The sequence below is a fragment of the Streptomyces sp. NPDC046881 genome, assembly GCF_040645015.1.
Classification (GTDB): domain Bacteria; phylum Actinomycetota; class Actinomycetes; order Streptomycetales; family Streptomycetaceae; genus Streptomyces.
Genome location: NZ_JBEYXJ010000010.1, coordinates 68,617 through 84,785 on the forward strand (window position 1 = coordinate 68,617; position 16,169 = coordinate 84,785).

Here is a 16,169-nt window from a genome sequence, read left to right on the forward strand (position 1 = left end):
ACAACCCCGTCCCTATCGTCGTACAACCTCACAAGTCCACGTCCCGGTGATCTCGTCTCATCGAACGGACACGTCTCCACCTCGCTTTGCGCCACCGGCTAACCTCGTCCCGTGGCCGACATCCAGATTCCCGCTGACATCAAGCCCGCCGACGGACGTTTCGGCGCTGGCCCCTCCAAGGTGCGCACCGAGGCGCTGGACGCCCTCGCCGCCACCGGCACCTCCCTGCTGGGCACCTCCCACCGGCAGGCGCCGGTGAAGAACCTGGTCGGCAAGGTCCGCGAGGGCATCTCCGAGCTGTTCTCCCTCCCGGAGGGCTACGAGGTCGTCCTCGGCAACGGCGGCTCCACCGCCTTCTGGGACATCGCCACGCACGGCCTGATCGAGAACAAGTCGCAGCACCTGAACTTCGGCGAGTTCTCCTCGAAGTTCGCCAAGGCGGCCAAGCTCGCCCCCTGGCTGGCCGAGCCCACCGTCATCGCCTCCGACCCCGGCACCCACCCGGAGCCGCAGGCCGAGGCCGGTGTCGACGTCTACGCCTTCACCCACAACGAGACCTCCACCGGTGTCGCCATGCCGATCAAGCGCGTGGCCGGCGCCGACGAGGGCGCGCTGGTCCTGGTCGACGCCACCTCCGGCGCGGGCGGCCTCCCGGTCGACATCGCCGAGACCGACGTCTACTACTTCGCCCCGCAGAAGTCCTTCGCCTCCGACGGCGGCCTGTGGATCGGCGTCTTCTCCCCGGCCGCGATCGAGCGCGCCGAGCGGATCCACGCCTCCGGCCGGCACGTCCCGGAGTTCTTCTCGCTCCCCACGGCGATCGACAACTCCCGCAAGAACCAGACGTACAACACCCCGGCCCTCGCCACCCTCTTCCTGCTCAACGAGCAGCTGGAGTGGCTCAACGGCCAGGGCGGCCTCGCCTGGTCCACGGCCCGCACGAAGGACTCCTCGACCCGGCTGTACGGCTGGGCGGAGGAGGCCAAGTACGCCACCCCGTTCGTCTCGGACCCGGCCAAGCGCTCGCAGGTCATCGGCACGATCGACTTCTCCGACGAGATCGACGCCGCCGCTGTGGCGAAGGTGCTGCGCGCCAACGGCATCGTGGACACCGAGCCGTACCGCAAGCTGGGCCGCAACCAGCTGCGCATCGCCATGTTCCCGGCGATCGACCCGGCGGACGTCGAGGCGCTGACCAAGTGCGTCGACTACGTCATCGAGAAGCTCTGACTTCTCGAGTAGTACGACGCCGAAGGGCGCCCGGTGACGAACACCGGGCGCCCTTCGTGTGTGTGTGGGGGGGGGAAGCCGGACCGTCAGAAGCGGGGCACCAGAGACGGCTTCGCGCCCTGGCCGGCCGGCGGCTTGCAGGTGACGTCCCGTGCCGGGAGCCTGCCGGTGCTCAGGTAGGCGTTGACCTGGCTGTCGGCGCAGGAGCGCGGGTTGCCGCCGTAGACACCGTGGCCCTCGCCGCCCTTGACGTACACCATGCGGGAGCCCTTCAGGACGCGGTGCATGCCGAGGCCGCTGGCCAGGGGGGTCTGGGAGTCCCACTGGTTCTGGACGGTCAGCAGGCGGACCCTGTTGTCGACCCGGGTGACGGACTCCACCGGCTTGTCCCAGAACGCGCAGGGCGTGATGTTGGAGCCGAAGTCGCCGTAGAGCGGGTACCTGGCCTTGTCCCGGACGGCGTCGCGCCGGTACTGCTCCGGGTCGTGCGACCAGGCCGCGGTGTCACCGCAGAGCACGGACCAGAAGGCGGCGGAGCCGTTGTCCGCCGGGGGCTGCGCGGCCCCCGCGGACGCGGAAGCCCAGCGCGGTGCCTGCCGGACGGCGGGCGGCAGGAGGCCGTGGCGGGAGGAACCGTGGCCGGCCGCGGCCTTCTTGAGCTCGACCACCGCCTCGGCCGCGTACTTGGGGGAGAAGAACGCGGGGCGCAGGCCGGCGCGGATGTCGTCACCGGTGAACTTCTGGCCGCCGTCCTCGATGGGGGTGCGGTCGGCCCGGGCGACCAGGTCCCAGAACGTCTTGCGCACCTGGGCCGGGGTGGTGCCGAGCTGGTAGGTGCGGTGGTGCTGCGCGGTCCACTTCGTCCAGCGGGTGAACGCCGGCTCGGTGCCCGACGCCCAGACCTGGATCATGCCGCGCCAGATCCGGGCCGGGTCCACTGAGCTGTCCAGCACGAAGCGGTCGGTGCGCTGGGGGAACATCTGCGCGTAGACGGCGCCGAGGTACGTGCCGTAGGAGTACCCCAGGTAGGAGAGCTTCTTCTCGCCCAGGACCGCGCGGATGACGTCCATGTCGCGGGCGGTGTTGCGGGTGGTGATGTACGGGAGCTTGTCGCCGCCCTTGGCACGGCACTTGTCGGCGACGGTCCTGGCCCACTTGACGTCGCGGCTGAACGTCTCCGCCTTGTAGGGGTGCTCGATGTTCTGCTCGGCTCCCGTGAGGCCGCAGGTGACCGGGGTGCTCCGGCCCACGCCGCGCGGGTCGAAGCCGATGAGGTCGTACTGCTCGCGGACCTTCTTGGGCAGCACGTCCTTCATGGCGGCGGGCATGTCCAGGCCCTCGCCGCCCGGGCCGCCGGGGTTGAACAGGAGCGCGCCGTGCCGCTTGCCGGGGACGCTGGTCTTCAGCCGGGAGACGGCCAGTTTGATCGTCTTGCCGCCGGGGCGGCTGTAGTCGAGCGGGACCTTGATCGTGGCGCACTGGAACGCGGCGGGCTGCGACGCGTCGCATCTGTGCCACGCGGGCTTCTGGGCCGCGAACCTCCCCAGCGGTTCCGCCGCGGAGGCCTGCGCCGGGGCGAGGGCGGGGACGAGGGTCGCCGTGACCCCCGCGGCGAGCAAGGGCGCCAAGCGTCCTATCCGCACGATGGACGTTCCTTTCCGTCAACTTAAGGGACGGAAAGACGATTTCGTGTCCACGGGGCCGTACGGATCCACCTGGGGGCCGGTCTTGCTCCACCTCCCGGCGTACACGGAAAGGGACTTGCGGAGGAGAACCGGAACGGGCTGTTTTCCCTCCGCCCCCCGGTTCAGCCGCGCCGCAGCCGGCGCAGACCGAACAGGGCCGCCACGCCGACCGCGACGACGACGGCGCCGACCTTGAGACCGGTGCCGCCCTCGTCCGCCGAGGCGCCCGAACCGCCGTTCTTCGAGGGCGACTTCCCGGCCGGCCGGTCGGGGGCGTCCACGGCCTGCACGGCACTGTCCGCGCCCTCGCTGCCGTACATCAGTTTGCTGCCGTCGGCGGAGTACGACACGGACTCCCCCTGGCCCTGCAACGGGACGTCCAGACGCCCCTTGCGCTGGATGCGGCCGCCGTTCCAGTCGTAGGAGATGCCGCCGAAGTAGCCGCGTACGGCGAGGTGCCGGCCGTCCGGGGAGAAGGCGGCGTCGGTGGCCCAGAGGTCGACGGCCGCGACGGGCTTGAAGACGTTCGCGCCCGAGGTGGAGAGGGTGGCCGGGCCCTCGTACAGGTGCCCGCCGTCCTCCTTCTTGTCGATGATGTAGACGCGCCCGGTCCTGGGGTGGACGAGCAGCGACTCGGCGTCGCGCGGCCCGTCGGAGTACTTCACGACGTACTGCGTGGCCGTGACGGTCTGGTCGGTCAGCTTCTCCGGCTCGGGCAGCCGGTAGATCCAGACGTAGGGCCACCTGCCGCCGAAGTTGTCGCCGATGTCGCCGACGTAGATCTCGTTGTGCGGCCCGATGGAGATGGCCTCCACGTCCCGCGGGGAGCCGATGCCGCGCAGGGTGATCCGGGCGACGGTCTTCCCCGTGGCGCTGTCCACGGCGTAGAGGTACGGCCCGTCGTCGCTGTCGTTGTGCGTCCAGTAGACGCCGGGGTGCAGCCGGGAGGCGGCGAGCCCGCTGGACTCGGTGATCCGCGGGTCCTTCAGGGTGAACCCCTGGTCCCCCGCCCCCTCGGCGGTTCCGTCGGCGGCGGTGGCGGGCAGCGCGCAGGCGCCGGCGAGCAGCACCCCGGCGAGAACGGCGAACGATCGACGCATGCCCCAAGCCTGCCATCACCGGCCGGGGTTCAGGGGGCGCGACCACCGGGACCGGCGGACGTGGTCCGCCTCACAACCACCACGGATCCCATGCGTCACCGGGATCGTTCATGATGAGCGAATGCTTAGGTTCATGCCCGTGGGCGACTCCATGACGATCGGGAGCGCGGGCGACCACACATGGCGTTACCGGCTGTGGCAGCACCTGTCCGTGGCGTACGGCGGCCCGTTCACCTTCGTCGGCCCGCGCGAGACGCTCTACGACCAGCAGGCCGACGCCCCGACGTCCCTCGCCTACGCCGAACCCGGCTTCCCGCGCGCCCACCTCGCGGGCTGGGGCGAGGGCTGGCTGCACATGGCCCCGCTGATCGGCGAGGCGGTCCGCGCGCACCGCCCCGACGTCCTGCTGGTCTCCCTCGGCCTGATCGACCTGGGCTTCTACACGAACGCCGAGCAGACGGCGGAGAACGTGCGGGCGTTCGTCGCGGGCGCCCGCGAGGCGGACCCGCGCATCCGGATGGTGCTGCTGCCGGTCATCCCGAACATCCGGGCGGCGGCGGACCCGCTCTTCGCCGAGCAGGTGGACCGGTTCAACGTGCTGCTCGCCAAGACGGTCGCCGACCTGGACGAGCCGCGCTCGCCGCTCCTTCTCGCCTCGCCGCCGCAGGGGTACGACATCCACACCGACACCTACGACGGCACGCACCCCAACGGCCGCGGGGAGCACCGGATCGCCGAGGCGTTCGCGGGGGCGATGCGGGAGGCGTGGGGGGTCGGACAGGGGAACGTGGCCTGATCGGATCTTCGGGCGCGTCCCGGCCCGGGTACGTATCGTTGTACCGCGCGGCCGCACTCTTCCGGGGAGCGGCCGGGGAGGAGCGCCACGATGACCGTCCTGGAAGACAGGATCGAGATCAAGATGGCCGATGCCAACACCAGGCGCTTGGACGAGTGGTTCGAGCGGCTCGAGCGGATGCCCGTCCCCGACGGTTACAAGGTCGAGGTCGTGGGGGGCGATGTCTTCATGACGCCGCAGCGGGACGTCCACTGGCAAACCATCCGCGAGATCCTGTGGGCGCTCGAGGACCGCTTCGGGCGGCGCTCGGCGCGCGTGTTCTCGGACGTACGCATCGACTTCCCCGGCAACGGGAACGGCTTCTGCCCCGACGTGGCCAAGTTCCGCGACGGTGCGGCGAAGGACGCCGACGGGCGCTGGCGTCACGAAGACGTGGAGTTCGTCGCCGAGGTGGTCTGGAAGGGGACGGCGCACAACGACTACGGGCCCAAGAAGACCGCGTACGCTCGCGCAGGGGTCCCCGTGTACCTCGTCGCCGACCCGTACCGGGGCAGGTGCCATGTGTACAGGGAGCCCAAGGAGGGCGAGTACACCAGCGAGCTGCGCGTCGACTACGGAACCGACGTCGACCTCACCGCGACCCCGCTGCGCCTCGTGCTCCGAACCGACGACTTCCCCCGCGACTAACCCCGTTCCCACACGTACAACGCCTCCCCCGAGTCGGCCGGCGTCACCCACCCGCCGTCGCCCAGGGTGGCCGTGGGCGGCCAGGTGCCGACCGGTACCGGATAGACGACCTCCTCCGGCGTCCGCGTGCCCGCCGTGTCGAGGAGCCAGTGCCGCCCCTGCCCCCACTCCTCGTCGCCCTCGACGGTCGAGCAGATCAGGGTCGTCTCGTCCAGGAAGCCGCCCGCCCAGTCCCAGTAGGGAAGCGCCTCGTCGTTCTCGGGGTCGGCCTCGGGATGCCGGGGTACGGCGGCTTCCGCGTCCCACTCCAGGCCGTCCACGACGGCACCGGCCGTGTCGCGCACCGCCAGCGCGTCCTGATCGTGGGTCACGGTCATCAGCCGCTCCCCCGAGGGGCTCACGCCGGTCAGCGCCAGATCGCCCTCGACGTAGGCGACGGACAGCGTCCGCCCGTCCCAGCGGCCCCAGCGCAGCGGCGCCCCGTCCTGGCCCTCCCCGATGCTCAGCCCCATCTGCCCCGGGTCCGCCGGGTGCGGCAGGTGGAAGCTGCCGGCCGCCGCGGCCCCGGCGTCGGCCCGGGCGAGCAGCCGGCCGTCCGCCGGGTCCAGCAGCAGCCACTCGTCCACGACGTGCGGGGCCAGTTCGTCGGCGGACCCGCCCACCGCCAGCGGCCCGCGTACGTGCGCCCAGACGTGGGCCCCGTCCACGGAGAACCCGGCCGAGCCACGCTCGGGGTAACGGTGGTCGGGCCGGTCGCCGTACTCCTCGTAGGACCGGTGCAGTTCACGGCAGGCGCCGTACCAGCAGCCGTGCCGGACCTCCCAGCGCGTCCTTCCCGACGGCTCCACGGCGCGCACCGCGTGCACGCCCGCGAACACGGCGAGGCTCGCGTCCGGCGCCACCGCCCACGCCCCGCGCCGGCGCGGCCACGGCGCGGGCACCCGCACCCGGTCCCCGGCCGGGGCGAAGGCGTCGTCCAGCGGCTGGAGCACCAGCGCGTCGTCGGCGCGCTGGGCCAGCAGCCGGCGGCCCGGCAGGCCGAGCAGTTCGGGGACGTCCGCCTTCGCGGAGGGCAGGAGCGCGGGGACGACGGCACGGAGCCGGGCACGGACGGACACGTGACTCTCCAGGGGTGATGTGGCTGCGCGCACCCTACGGCACGCCTCCGACACCCCGGGCAGGCGTCCCGAAAGCCCTTGCGGAGCCACCCCCTTGCATAGAGCGCACTCGAAGTCGTTGGCTGGTGGACCATGGAGTACACGCAGCTCGGACGCACGGGACTCAAGGTCGGCCGACTCGTCCTCGGGACGATGAACTTCGGACCGCAGACCGACGAAGCCGACAGCCACGCCATCATGGACGCGGCGCTGGACGCGGGCATCAACTTCTTCGACACCGCCAACGTCTACGGCTGGGGCGAGAACAAGGGCCGGACCGAGTCGATCATCGGCAACTGGTTCGCCAGGGGCGGCGGGCGGCGCGAGAAGACCGTCATCGCCACCAAGGTGTACGGCAACATGGACGCGGACGGCGCGACCGTCTGGCCCAACCACGACAAGCTCTCCGCGCTGAACATCCGGCGCGCGGTGGACGCCAGCCTGAAGCGGCTGCAGACCGACTACATCGACCTGTACCAGTTCCACCACATCGACCGGAACACCCCGTTCGAGGAGATCTGGCAGGCGATCGACGTCCTCGTCCAGCAGGGCAAGATCCTCTACGTCGGCTCCAGCAACTTCCCCGGTTACAAGATCGCCCAGGCCAACGAGACCGCCGCCAGGCGGGGATCGTACGGCCTGGTCAGCGAGCAGTGCCTGTACAACCTCGCCGAGCGCCGCGCCGAGATGGAGGTCATCCCGGCCGCGCAGGACTACGGCCTCGGTGTCATCCCGTGGTCGCCGCTGCACGGCGGGCTGCTGGGCGGGATCATCAAGAAGGAGGTCCAGGGCGGCCGCCGCGCCTCGGGCCGGGCCGCCGACACGCTCAAGGACCCCTCGGCCCGCGCGCAGATCCAGGCCTACGAGGACCTGCTCGACAAGCACGGCCTGGAGCCCGGTGAGGTCGCCCTGGCCTGGCTGCTCACCCGCCCCGGCGTGACCGGCCCGATCGTCGGCCCGCGCACCGCCGGACAGCTGGAGTCGGCGCTCCGTGCGGTGGAGCTGGAACTGGGCGAGGAACTGCTGAAGAGCCTGGACGAGATCTTCCCGGGCCCGGGGCCGTCCCCGGAGGCCTTCGCCTGGTAAGGGGGTCGTAAGGGGTCCTCCCGGGACCGTCGGAAGGCAGCGTCCCGAAAGGGCGCGGGGAACTGCGCGACCGGCCACTGCGCGCCCGCAGCCGCAGGGCGGCCGCAGTTCCCCGGCATGCCTAACGCATGGCCGACGCCAAGGCAACCACCACGAACATCAGCACGAGCGCACCGGCCATGATCCGGTTCCGGGTTTTCGGGTCCACGTAAGCGAGACTAACCGGCCCCGCCCAGAGCCCAGCGCCCGACCACCTCGTACCGCGGCTGCTCCCCCGGCACCCCGGACGTCGGCAGCCGGCTGCGCACCAGCGCCACGTCGGCCACGGTCCAGCTCCGCCCGGCGAATTCCGCGAGCAGCCGCACGTACGGCCGTACGTCGACCGTGTCCCTACTGCGGGCCAGCGTCAGATGGGCCTTGTACCGCCGGTGCTCCCCCATCTCCACGCCCGCCTTGCGTGCCGCCGCCTCCGCCCGGTCGGCCAGCAGCCGCAGTTCCTCCACATCGCCCCGGGCGCCGGTCCACAGCGCGCGGCCCCGGCCGAACTGGCCGCCGCCGGCGACGGCGAGGGAGAAGGGCGCCGACCGGCGGGCCGCGCGGGCCAGGCGGTCCGAGAGGGCGGGCACGACGTCGTCGGGGACCTCGCCGTAGAAGGCGAGGGTGAAGTGCCAGCCGGGGCGGTCGGTCCAGCGCAGCCGGCCGGCATCCGGCAGCTGCCGCAACCGGGCCACCTCGGCGGCGAGTTCGTCGACGACGTCCTCGGGGGGCAGTACGGCGGCGAAGAGTCTCATGGCCTCACGATCGCAGACTCCGGGCAGCATGATGGGGTCATGGCGATCATCATTCGAGAAGGCGGCCCGGACGACCTCCCGGCGATACTCGGCATGCTCGACAGCAGTGTGGAGTGGCTGGTCTCACAGGGGCGGACCGTGCAGTGGGGCACCGAGCCCCTGTCGCGGCACGAGAAGACGGTGCAGGCGGTGGCGCGGGCCATGGACGAGGGCACCACGTACATCGCCGAGGTGGACGGCGTTCCGGCCGCCATCCTGACCCTCACCGACGCGCCCGGCTCCTACCTGTCCCACCTGCCGCCACCCGGCGAGCCCGAGCGGTACATCCACTGGCTCGCCTCCGACCGCCGCTTCAAGGGGCGGGGCGCGGGCAGCGCCCTGCTCGCGCACGCCGCGGAGGTGACCCGGCGGGCCGGCGTGGGGCTGCTGCGCGTGGACTGCTACGCGGGCGGCGACCGCAGGCTCGTCGCCTACTACGAGGCCAACGGCTTCACCCCGACACACACCTACACCCACGGCCCGAACAACTGGCCGGGCCAGGTACTGGCCCGGAGGGTGGACTAGCCCCCTCCGGACCGGCCGGAACGCTCACGCCGAGCGCGGCCCGGCACCGGCCCCCGACGAGGGCAGGCCGGCCCGCCGGGCGCCCGCCGCGGCGCCTGCGCGGCCGTCGCCAGCTGGTCCCGTTCGCGGGGCACGAAGCGCACCCGCGGGTGGCCGTGGTACCAGCCCACGGGCAGGCGCAGGCGGACCAGGGCCGATCCCCCGACAGGGGCAAGCCGGCCCGCAGGGCCCGCCGGACACCCGCCGAGCCCGCCGCGGCGCCTACGCGGCCGTCGCCGGCCGGTCCCGTTCGCGGGGCGCCAAGCGGACCCCCGGGCGGCCGTAGTAAAAGCTCACGGGCAGGCACAGGCGGACCAGGGCCGATCCCCTGACAGGGGCAGACCGGCCCGCAGGGTCCGCCGGACACCCGCCGAGCCCGCCGCAGCGCCTACGCGGACGTCGCCGGCCGGTCCCGCTCGCGGGGCGCCAAGCGGACCCCCGGGCGGCCGTAGTAAAAGCTCACGGGCAGGCACAGGCGGACCAGGGCCGATCCCCCGACAGGGGCAGACCGGCCCGCAGGGTCCGCCGGACACCCGCCGAGCCCGCCGCAGCGCCTACGCGGCCGTCGCCAGCCGGTCCCGTTCGCGGGGCACGAAGCGGACCCGCGGGTGGCCGTGGTTCCAGACCACCGACAGGCGCAGGCCGCCGATGCGGGTCAGGACCAGGCCGATCGCGGCGGCCGCCGCGGCCGACACCACACCGCCGGCCGCGAAACCGATCCGGGCACCGTAGGTGTCGGTGATCCAGCCGACCACCGGTGCGCCCAGCGGGGTACCGCCCATGAAGACCATCATGAACAGGGCCATCACCCGGCCGCGCATGGCCGGGTCGGTGGCCATCTGCACGGCCGTGTTGGCGGTGACGTTCACCGTCAGGCCGAACATGCCGATCGGCACCATGAGCAGCGCGAACAGCCAGTACGACGGGGCCACCGCGGCGACCGTCTCCAGCGCGCCGAAGGCCAGCGCGGCGGCGATCAGGACGCGCAGCCGGGCCGTGCCGCGCCGGGCGGCCAGCAGGGCGCCGACCAGGGAGCCGACGGCCATCAGGGTGTTGAAGAGGCTGTAGGCGCCGGCACCGGCGTCGAAGACGTCGTCGGCGTAGGCGGACAGCCACACCGGGAAGTTGAAGCCGAAGGTGCCGATGAAGCCGACCAGGACGATCGGCCAGATCAGCTCCGGCCGCTTCGCCACGTAACGCAGGCCCTCGCGGAGCTGGCCCTTGCCGCGCGGCGCCCGCTCCACCACGTGCAGCTCGCGGGCCCGCATCAGCAGCAGGCCGGCGATCGGCGCGGCGAAGGACAGGCCGTTGGCGAGGAACGCCCAGCCGGTGCCCACCCCGGTGATCATGAGGCCGGCGACGGCGGGGCCGACCAGCCGGGCGGACTGGAAGTTCGCCGAGTTCAGGCTGACCGCGTTCTGCAGCTGCTCGGGGCCGACCATCTCGGAGACGAAGGACTGCCGGGCGGGGTTGTCGACCACCGTGGCGAGGCCGACGGCGAACGCGGCGACGTAGACGTGCCAGACCTGGACCTGGCCGGACAGGGTCAGCGCGGCGAGCGCGAGGCCGGTGACGGCCATCGAGGACTGGGTGACCAGCAGGGTGGGCCGCTTGGGCAGGCGGTCCACGAGGACGCCGCCGTACAGGCCGAACAGCAGCATCGGCAGGAACTGCAGGGCCGTCGTGATGCCGACGGCCGCGGAGGAGCCGGTGAGGCTGAGGACCAGCCAGTCCTGGGCGATGCGCTGCATCCAGGTGCCGGTGTTGGAGACGACCTGGCCGAGGAAGAAGAGGCGGTAGTTCCGGATCTTCAGCGAGCTGAACATCGAGGACCTACGGGAAACGACAGGGGTAGGAGTCGGTGCGGGGGCGGAAGGTGTTCCGGGTCCCGTACTCAAACGGGTTCGCCTCCTTCGGTGGTGCCTACAGGTGTGCGAGCTTCTCCAGTACGGGGGCGGCGGCGCGCAGGGCGGCCCACTCGTCCTCGTCGAGGCCCTCGGCCAGGCCGGCCAGGAAGGCGTTCCGCTTGCGGCGGCTCTCCTCCAGCATGGCCTCGGCCTGCTCGGTCTGGGTGACGACCTTCTGGCGCCGGTCCTCGGGGTGCGGCTCCAGCCGGACCAGGCCCTTGGCTTCGAGCAACGCGACGATGCGGGTCATCGACGGCGGCTGGACGTGCTCCTTGCGGGCGAGTTCGCCCGGGGTGGCGCTGCCGCAGCGGGCGAGGGTGCCGAGCACCGACATCTCGGTGGGGCTCAGCGACTCGTCGACCCGCTGGTGCTTGAGGCGACGGGACAGCCGCATCACGGCGGAGCGGAGAGCGTTCACGGCGGCAGCGTCGTCGCCATGGGAAAGGTCCGGCATGTTCCTTAGCGTAACTCATTACTCTCGCTAAAGACCAGTCGGGCGCGCCCACGATGCCGCGTGACCCCCGCCACTGAACCGCACGATCACCCGTATGAGTGAGTCGGTTCCGGAAAGTGACGCACCGGACGCCCCGCTGTGGCGACCCTCGTACGCATGGGGACCAGTGTGCTCAGCCTGCGGATAGACGGGGAGCTGCTCGAACGGCTCCGGCACCACGCGGCGAAAAGAGGAATGAGCGTCCAGGACTATGTCGTCCGGACGCTCATTCGGGATGACTTCGACGAGCGGTTCCAGACCGCCGTCGAGGAGACGGAGAGGTTCTACGGGGTCACCTGACGGCTCCCGCGCGGGCTCAGGTGAGGCCCAGGGCCGGCATCAGGTAGTAGAAGGCGAAGACGGCCGAGACGACGTACATCGGCACCGGAACCTCCCGGCCGCGGCCGGCGGCCAGGCGCAGCAGGGTGAAGGTGATGAAGCCCATGCCGATGCCGTTCGTGATCGAGTAGGTGAACGGCATCATCAGCATCGTCACGAAGGCCGGGACGGCGATGGTGTAGTCGGCCCAGTCGATCTCCTTGATGGAGTTCGACAGGATCAGGAAGCCGACCGCGACCAGTGCCGGGGTGGCCGCCTGGGACGGAACCATCGTGGCGACCGGGGTGAGGAACAGCGCCACGGCGAAGAGGCCGCCCGTGACGACGTTCGCGAGGCCGGTCCGGGCGCCCTCGCCGACGCCGGCCGTGGACTCCACGAAGGCGGTGGTGGCCGAGGAGGAGCTGGCACCGCCCGCCGCGACCGCGAGACCGTCGACGAAGAGGACCTTGTTGATGCCCGGCATGTAGCCCTCGGCGTCGGTCAGCTTGGCCTCGTCGCTGATGCCCATGATCGTGCCCATTGCGTCGAAGAAGCACGACAGCAGGACCGTGAAGACGAACAGGATGCCGGTCAGTACGCCGACCTTGGAGAAGCCGCCGAACAGGCTGACCTGGCCGACCAGGCCGAAGTCGGGGCTGGCGACCGGGTTGCCCGGCCACTTCGGCACCGTCAGGCCCCAGGAGGGGATCGTGGCGACCGCGTTGACGATCACGGCGAGGACGGTCATGCCGACGATGGAGATGAGGATCGCGCCCGGCACCTTGCGGACGATCAGCGCGAAGGTGAGCAGCGCGCCGAGGATGAAGATCAGCACCGGCCAGCCGGTGAGGTGGCCGCCGGTGCCCAGCTGGACCGGGACGGTGGTCTGGGCGGCGTCCGGCATCCGGGTGACGAAGCCGGAGTCGACCAGGCCGATCAGCATGATGAACAGGCCGATACCGATCGCGATCGCCTTGCGCAGGCCGAACGGCACGGCGTTCATCACGCGCTCGCGCAGGCCGGTGGCGACCAGCAGCATGACCACGAAACCGGCGAGGACGACCATGCCCATGGCGTCCGGCCAGGACATGCGCGGCGCGAGCTGGAGCGCGACGACGGAGTTCACACCGAGGCCGGCGGCGAGCGCGATCGGCACGTTGCCGATGACACCCATCAGCAGCGTGCTGAAGGCGGCCGTCAGCGCGGTGGCCGTCACCAGCTGACCGTTGTCCAGGTGGTGCCCGTACATGTCCTTCGCGCTGCCGAGGATGATCGGGTTCAGCACGATGATGTACGCCATCGCGAAGAAGGTGGCGAAACCGCCACGGACCTCACGGGCGATGCTGCTGCCGCGCTCGGAGATCTTGAAGAAGCGGTCGAGGGCGCCGTAGGCCGGCGCGCCCCCCGGCTTTTCGGGGGTGGGGACCTTGGCCTGAGCCGAGGTGGACATGGAGGACCTCATCCCCAGCGGGGTTCCCCCGAGCCCCGTTGGAGTTTCCTACGATCAGAAGCGGTCAAAGACAAACGGTTTCAGTATGAAGGTATGAGTCGGAGATCGCTATCTCCGCGCGTAGACAGCGGTGGCGCATAAGCTGTGCCCATGGCTAAGTGGACCCCCAAGCACGAGGCGCCGGAGCCCCTGGAGGGGCCCGTGGTCGCCACCATCACCGGCGGCACGATCGTGTGGTTCGTCCTCTTCCTGGTCCAGCTCCCCTTCTACGGCTGGTTCGAGGACCACGGACACCTGTGGTGGCTGTGGACGTGCCTGGCCGGGGGCGGGCTGGGGCTGATCGGCGTCTGGTACGTGCGCAGGCGGGACGCGGCGATCAAGCGGTCGGCGGCCGAACCGGGCACCTGACACCCGGCCCGGCGGGTTCGTGCGGCGGGCGGACACGGACCCACGTACCGTCGAATGCATGAGCCATATAGACGCGGGCGCCGACCTCGACCCCGTCCATCCCGTGGCCCTGCCGGTGAGCCGGCCGTCGGGGCTGACCGGCGCGGAAGTGGCGGAACGGCGCTCGCGTGGCCAGGTCAACGACGTGCCCGTGCGCAGCAGCCGCTCGCTGGGGCAGATCGTCCGGGCGAACGTCTTCACCCGCTTCAACGCGATCATCGGCGTGCTCTGGCTGGTCATGCTGTTCGTCGCGCCGATCCAGGACAGCCTCTTCGGCTTCGTGATCCTCGCCAACACCGGCATCGGCATCGTCCAGGAGTGGCGGGCCAAACAGACCCTGGACGCCCTCGCGGTGATCGGGGAGGCCCGGCCGACGGTCCGCCGGGACGGGGTGGCGACCGAGGTGGCCACCCATGAGATCGTCCTGGACGACCTCATCGAGATCGGGCCCGGGGACAAGATCGTCGTCGACGGCGTGTGCGCGGAGGCGGACGGGCTGGAGATGGACGAGTCGCTGCTCACCGGCGAGGCCGACCCCGTCGTCAAACGCCCCGGCGACCAGGTGATGTCCGGCAGCTTCGTGGTCGCGGGCGGCGGCGCCTTCACGGCCGCCAAGGTCGGCCGCGAGGCCTACGCCGCCCGGCTCGCCGAGGAGGCCTCCCGCTTCACGCTCGTCCACTCCGAGCTGCGCACCGGCATCTCCACCATCCTCAAGTACGTCACCTGGATGATGGTCCCGGCGGCCGTCGGACTGGTCGTCACCCAGCTCGTCGTCAAGAACGACGACCTGAAGGACGCGGTGGCCCGCACGGTCGGCGGGATCGTGCCGATGGTCCCCGAGGGGCTGGTGCTGCTCACCTCCGTCGCCTTCGCGATCGGTGTCATCCGGCTCGGCCGCAAGCAGTGCCTGGTGCAGGAGCTGCCCGCCATCGAGGGCCTGGCCCGTGTCGACACCGTCTGCCTGGACAAGACCGGCACGCTCACCGAGGGCGGCATGGACGTCAGCGAGCTGCGGCCGCTGGACGGGGCCGACGAGTCCTACCTCCGCAAGGTGCTCGGCGCGCTCGGCGAGTCCGACCCGCGCCCCAACGCCTCCCTCCAGGCGATCATCGACGCCTACCCGGACAGCGAGGACTGGCGCTGCGTGGAGTCGCTCCCGTTCTCCTCCGCCCGCAAGTACAGCGGGGCCGCGTTCAGCGAGGGCGACGGCGAGACCAGCACCTGGCTGCTGGGCGCCCCCGACGTGCTGCTCGCCCCCGGCGACCCGGCCCTGGCCGAGACCGAGCAGCTGAACGAGCAGGGGCTGCGCGTGCTGCTGCTGGCCCGCGCGCACCGGGACCTGGACGACTCCGAGCCGGCCCGGGGCGCCCGCCCCGCCGCCCTGGTCGTCCTGGAGCAGCGGCTGCGGTCCGACGCGTCCGACACCCTGCGCTACTTCGCCGAGCAGGACGTCCGGGCCAAGGTCATCTCCGGTGACAACGCGGTGTCGGTCGGCGCGGTCGCCGGGAAGCTGGGCCTGGACGGTACGGCGGTGGACGCGCGGCGGCTGCCCGCCGACGGGCCGGCGCTGGCGCGGGCCCTCGACGCGGGCACCGTCTTCGGGCGGGTCACCCCGCAGCAGAAGCGGGACATGGTCGGCGCGCTCCAGACGCGCGGGCACACGGTCGCGATGACCGGGGACGGGGTGAACGACGTCCTCGCCCTGAAGGACGCGGACATCGGGGTCGCCATGGGCTCCGGTTCGGAGGCCACCCGGGCGGTGGCGCAGATCGTGCTGCTGGACAACAGCTTCGCGACGCTGCCCTCGGTGGTCGCCGAGGGCCGCCGGGTGATCGGCAACATCACGCGCGTGGCGACGCTGTTCCTGGTGAAGACGGTCTACTCGGTGCTGCTGGCGCTGCTGGTGGTGTGCTGGCAGGTCGAGTACCCCTTCCTGCCCCGCCACCTGACCATGCTCTCCACCCTCACGATCGGCATCCCGGCCTTCTTCCTGGCCCTGGCGCCGAACACGGAGCGGGCCAGACCGCACTTCGTCCGCCGGGTGATGCGGTACGCGATCCCCGGGGGCGTGCTGGCGGGCCTCGCGACCTTCGTCACGTATCTGCTCGCCCGCCACCACTACACGGGGCCCGGCGCCCTGGAGGCGGAGACGAGCGCGGCCACCCTGACCCTGTTCCTGATCTCCATGTGGGTACTGGCGATCATCGCCCGCCCCTACACCTGGTGGCGGGTGGCCCTGGTGGCCGCGATGGCCGTGGCCTTCCTGTTCGTCCTCGTGATCCCCGCCCTGCAGGACTTCTTCGCCCTGCGGCTGGTCGGGGTCGCGATGCCGTGGACGGCGGTCGGCGTGGCGGTGGTGGCGGCGGCCGTCCTGGAGTACCTGTGGAGGTGGGTCGGCCGCCGCTTCCCGGACTAGGTG

General features: G+C 71.5%; 15 protein-coding genes. 8 read left to right on the top strand and 7 right to left on the bottom strand.

Translation table 11 applies throughout. The features are described 5' to 3' along the window. The first annotated feature begins 111 nt into the window (after window positions 1-111). Window positions 112-1,230 carry a phosphoserine transaminase gene (serC, locus tag ABZ923_RS07850; protein ID WP_361468145.1) on the top strand — a complete coding sequence of 373 codons (1,119 nt, stop codon included), beginning with the start codon at window positions 112-114 and terminating at the stop codon, window positions 1,228-1,230. Window positions 1,231-1,316: 86 nt separating this feature from the next. Here the strand turns inward: serC and ABZ923_RS07855 are convergent, their stop codons facing one another. Continuing rightward, complete coding sequence (locus ABZ923_RS07855; RefSeq protein ID WP_361468148.1) at window positions 1,317-2,873, bottom strand: alpha/beta fold hydrolase; 1,557 nt, start codon at window positions 2,871-2,873, stop codon at window positions 1,317-1,319. Between the two features lie 164 nt (window positions 2,874-3,037). Continuing rightward, complete coding sequence (locus ABZ923_RS07860) at window positions 3,038-4,015, bottom strand: WD40 repeat domain-containing protein (RefSeq protein WP_361468150.1); 978 nt, start codon at window positions 4,013-4,015, stop codon at window positions 3,038-3,040. A gap of 121 nt (window positions 4,016-4,136) precedes the next feature. Here ABZ923_RS07860 and ABZ923_RS07865 point away from each other — a divergent pair, with 121 nt between their 5' ends. Continuing rightward, window positions 4,137-4,811, top strand: coding sequence for a GDSL-type esterase/lipase family protein (locus tag ABZ923_RS07865; protein ID WP_361468152.1), 675 nt, complete (start codon window positions 4,137-4,139; stop codon window positions 4,809-4,811). Between the two features lie 90 nt (window positions 4,812-4,901). Continuing rightward, window positions 4,902-5,498: a Uma2 family endonuclease gene (locus ABZ923_RS07870; RefSeq protein ID WP_361468154.1), complete on the top strand. Its 597-nt coding sequence runs from the start codon at window positions 4,902-4,904 to the stop codon at window positions 5,496-5,498. Here ABZ923_RS07870 and ABZ923_RS07875 read toward each other — a convergent pair. After that, window positions 5,495-6,616 carry a hypothetical protein gene (locus tag ABZ923_RS07875; RefSeq protein ID WP_361468156.1) on the bottom strand — a complete coding sequence of 374 codons (1,122 nt, stop codon included), beginning with the start codon at window positions 6,614-6,616 and terminating at the stop codon, window positions 5,495-5,497. The two genes, ABZ923_RS07870 and ABZ923_RS07875, sit on opposite strands and share 4 nt — an antisense overlap. A 132-nt stretch (window positions 6,617-6,748) precedes the next feature. Between ABZ923_RS07875 and ABZ923_RS07880 the strand changes: the two genes are divergently transcribed. Then, a complete protein-coding gene (locus ABZ923_RS07880; RefSeq protein ID WP_361468159.1) occupies window positions 6,749-7,741 on the top strand; it encodes an aldo/keto reductase in 993 nt (330 codons plus the stop codon). Window positions 7,742-7,959: 218 nt separating this feature from the next. On the opposite strand, the gene thpR is transcribed toward ABZ923_RS07880, so the two are convergent. Next, window positions 7,960-8,532: an RNA 2',3'-cyclic phosphodiesterase gene (gene thpR / locus ABZ923_RS07885; protein ID WP_361468162.1), complete on the bottom strand. Its 573-nt coding sequence runs from the start codon at window positions 8,530-8,532 to the stop codon at window positions 7,960-7,962. 39 nt (window positions 8,533-8,571) lie between these two features. On the opposite strand from thpR, the gene ABZ923_RS07890 reads away from it, so the two are divergent. Next, entirely contained in the window at window positions 8,572-9,096 is a 525-nt protein-coding gene (locus ABZ923_RS07890; protein WP_361468164.1) for a GNAT family N-acetyltransferase, read from the top strand. 593 nt (window positions 9,097-9,689) lie between these two features. Here the strand turns inward: ABZ923_RS07890 and ABZ923_RS07895 are convergent. Together ABZ923_RS07895 and ABZ923_RS07900 are read right to left on the bottom strand one after the other, a co-directional pair. Next, window positions 9,690-10,961 (bottom strand): MFS transporter, encoded by a 1,272-nt coding sequence (locus ABZ923_RS07895; protein ID WP_361468166.1) that lies wholly within the window; start codon window positions 10,959-10,961, stop codon window positions 9,690-9,692. A gap of 97 nt (window positions 10,962-11,058) precedes the next feature. Then, a complete protein-coding gene (locus ABZ923_RS07900) occupies window positions 11,059-11,496 on the bottom strand; it encodes a MarR family transcriptional regulator (protein WP_361468168.1) in 438 nt (145 codons plus the stop codon). 156 nt (window positions 11,497-11,652) lie between these two features. On the opposite strand from ABZ923_RS07900, the gene ABZ923_RS07905 reads away from it, so the two are divergent. Continuing rightward, a complete protein-coding gene (locus tag ABZ923_RS07905) occupies window positions 11,653-11,835 on the top strand; it encodes a ribbon-helix-helix protein, CopG family (protein ID WP_053658239.1) in 183 nt (60 codons plus the stop codon). 16 nt (window positions 11,836-11,851) lie between these two features. On the opposite strand, the gene ABZ923_RS07910 is transcribed toward ABZ923_RS07905, so the two are convergent. After that, on the bottom strand, window positions 11,852-13,303 hold the full coding sequence (locus ABZ923_RS07910) for an NCS2 family permease (RefSeq protein WP_361468171.1): 1,452 nt from the start codon (window positions 13,301-13,303) through the stop codon (window positions 11,852-11,854). 150 nt (window positions 13,304-13,453) lie between these two features. Here ABZ923_RS07910 and ABZ923_RS07915 point away from each other — a divergent pair, with 150 nt between their 5' ends. Together ABZ923_RS07915 and ABZ923_RS07920 are read left to right on the top strand one after the other, a co-directional pair. Beyond that, the gene (locus ABZ923_RS07915; RefSeq protein WP_361468173.1) at window positions 13,454-13,711 is read left to right on the top strand and encodes a DUF2530 domain-containing protein; all 258 of its coding nucleotides are present in this window, start codon (window positions 13,454-13,456) and stop codon (window positions 13,709-13,711) included. A gap of 58 nt (window positions 13,712-13,769) precedes the next feature. Then, window positions 13,770-16,166: an HAD-IC family P-type ATPase gene (locus ABZ923_RS07920; RefSeq protein WP_361468175.1), complete on the top strand. Its 2,397-nt coding sequence runs from the start codon at window positions 13,770-13,772 to the stop codon at window positions 16,164-16,166. Window positions 16,167-16,169 lie beyond the last annotated feature (3 nt).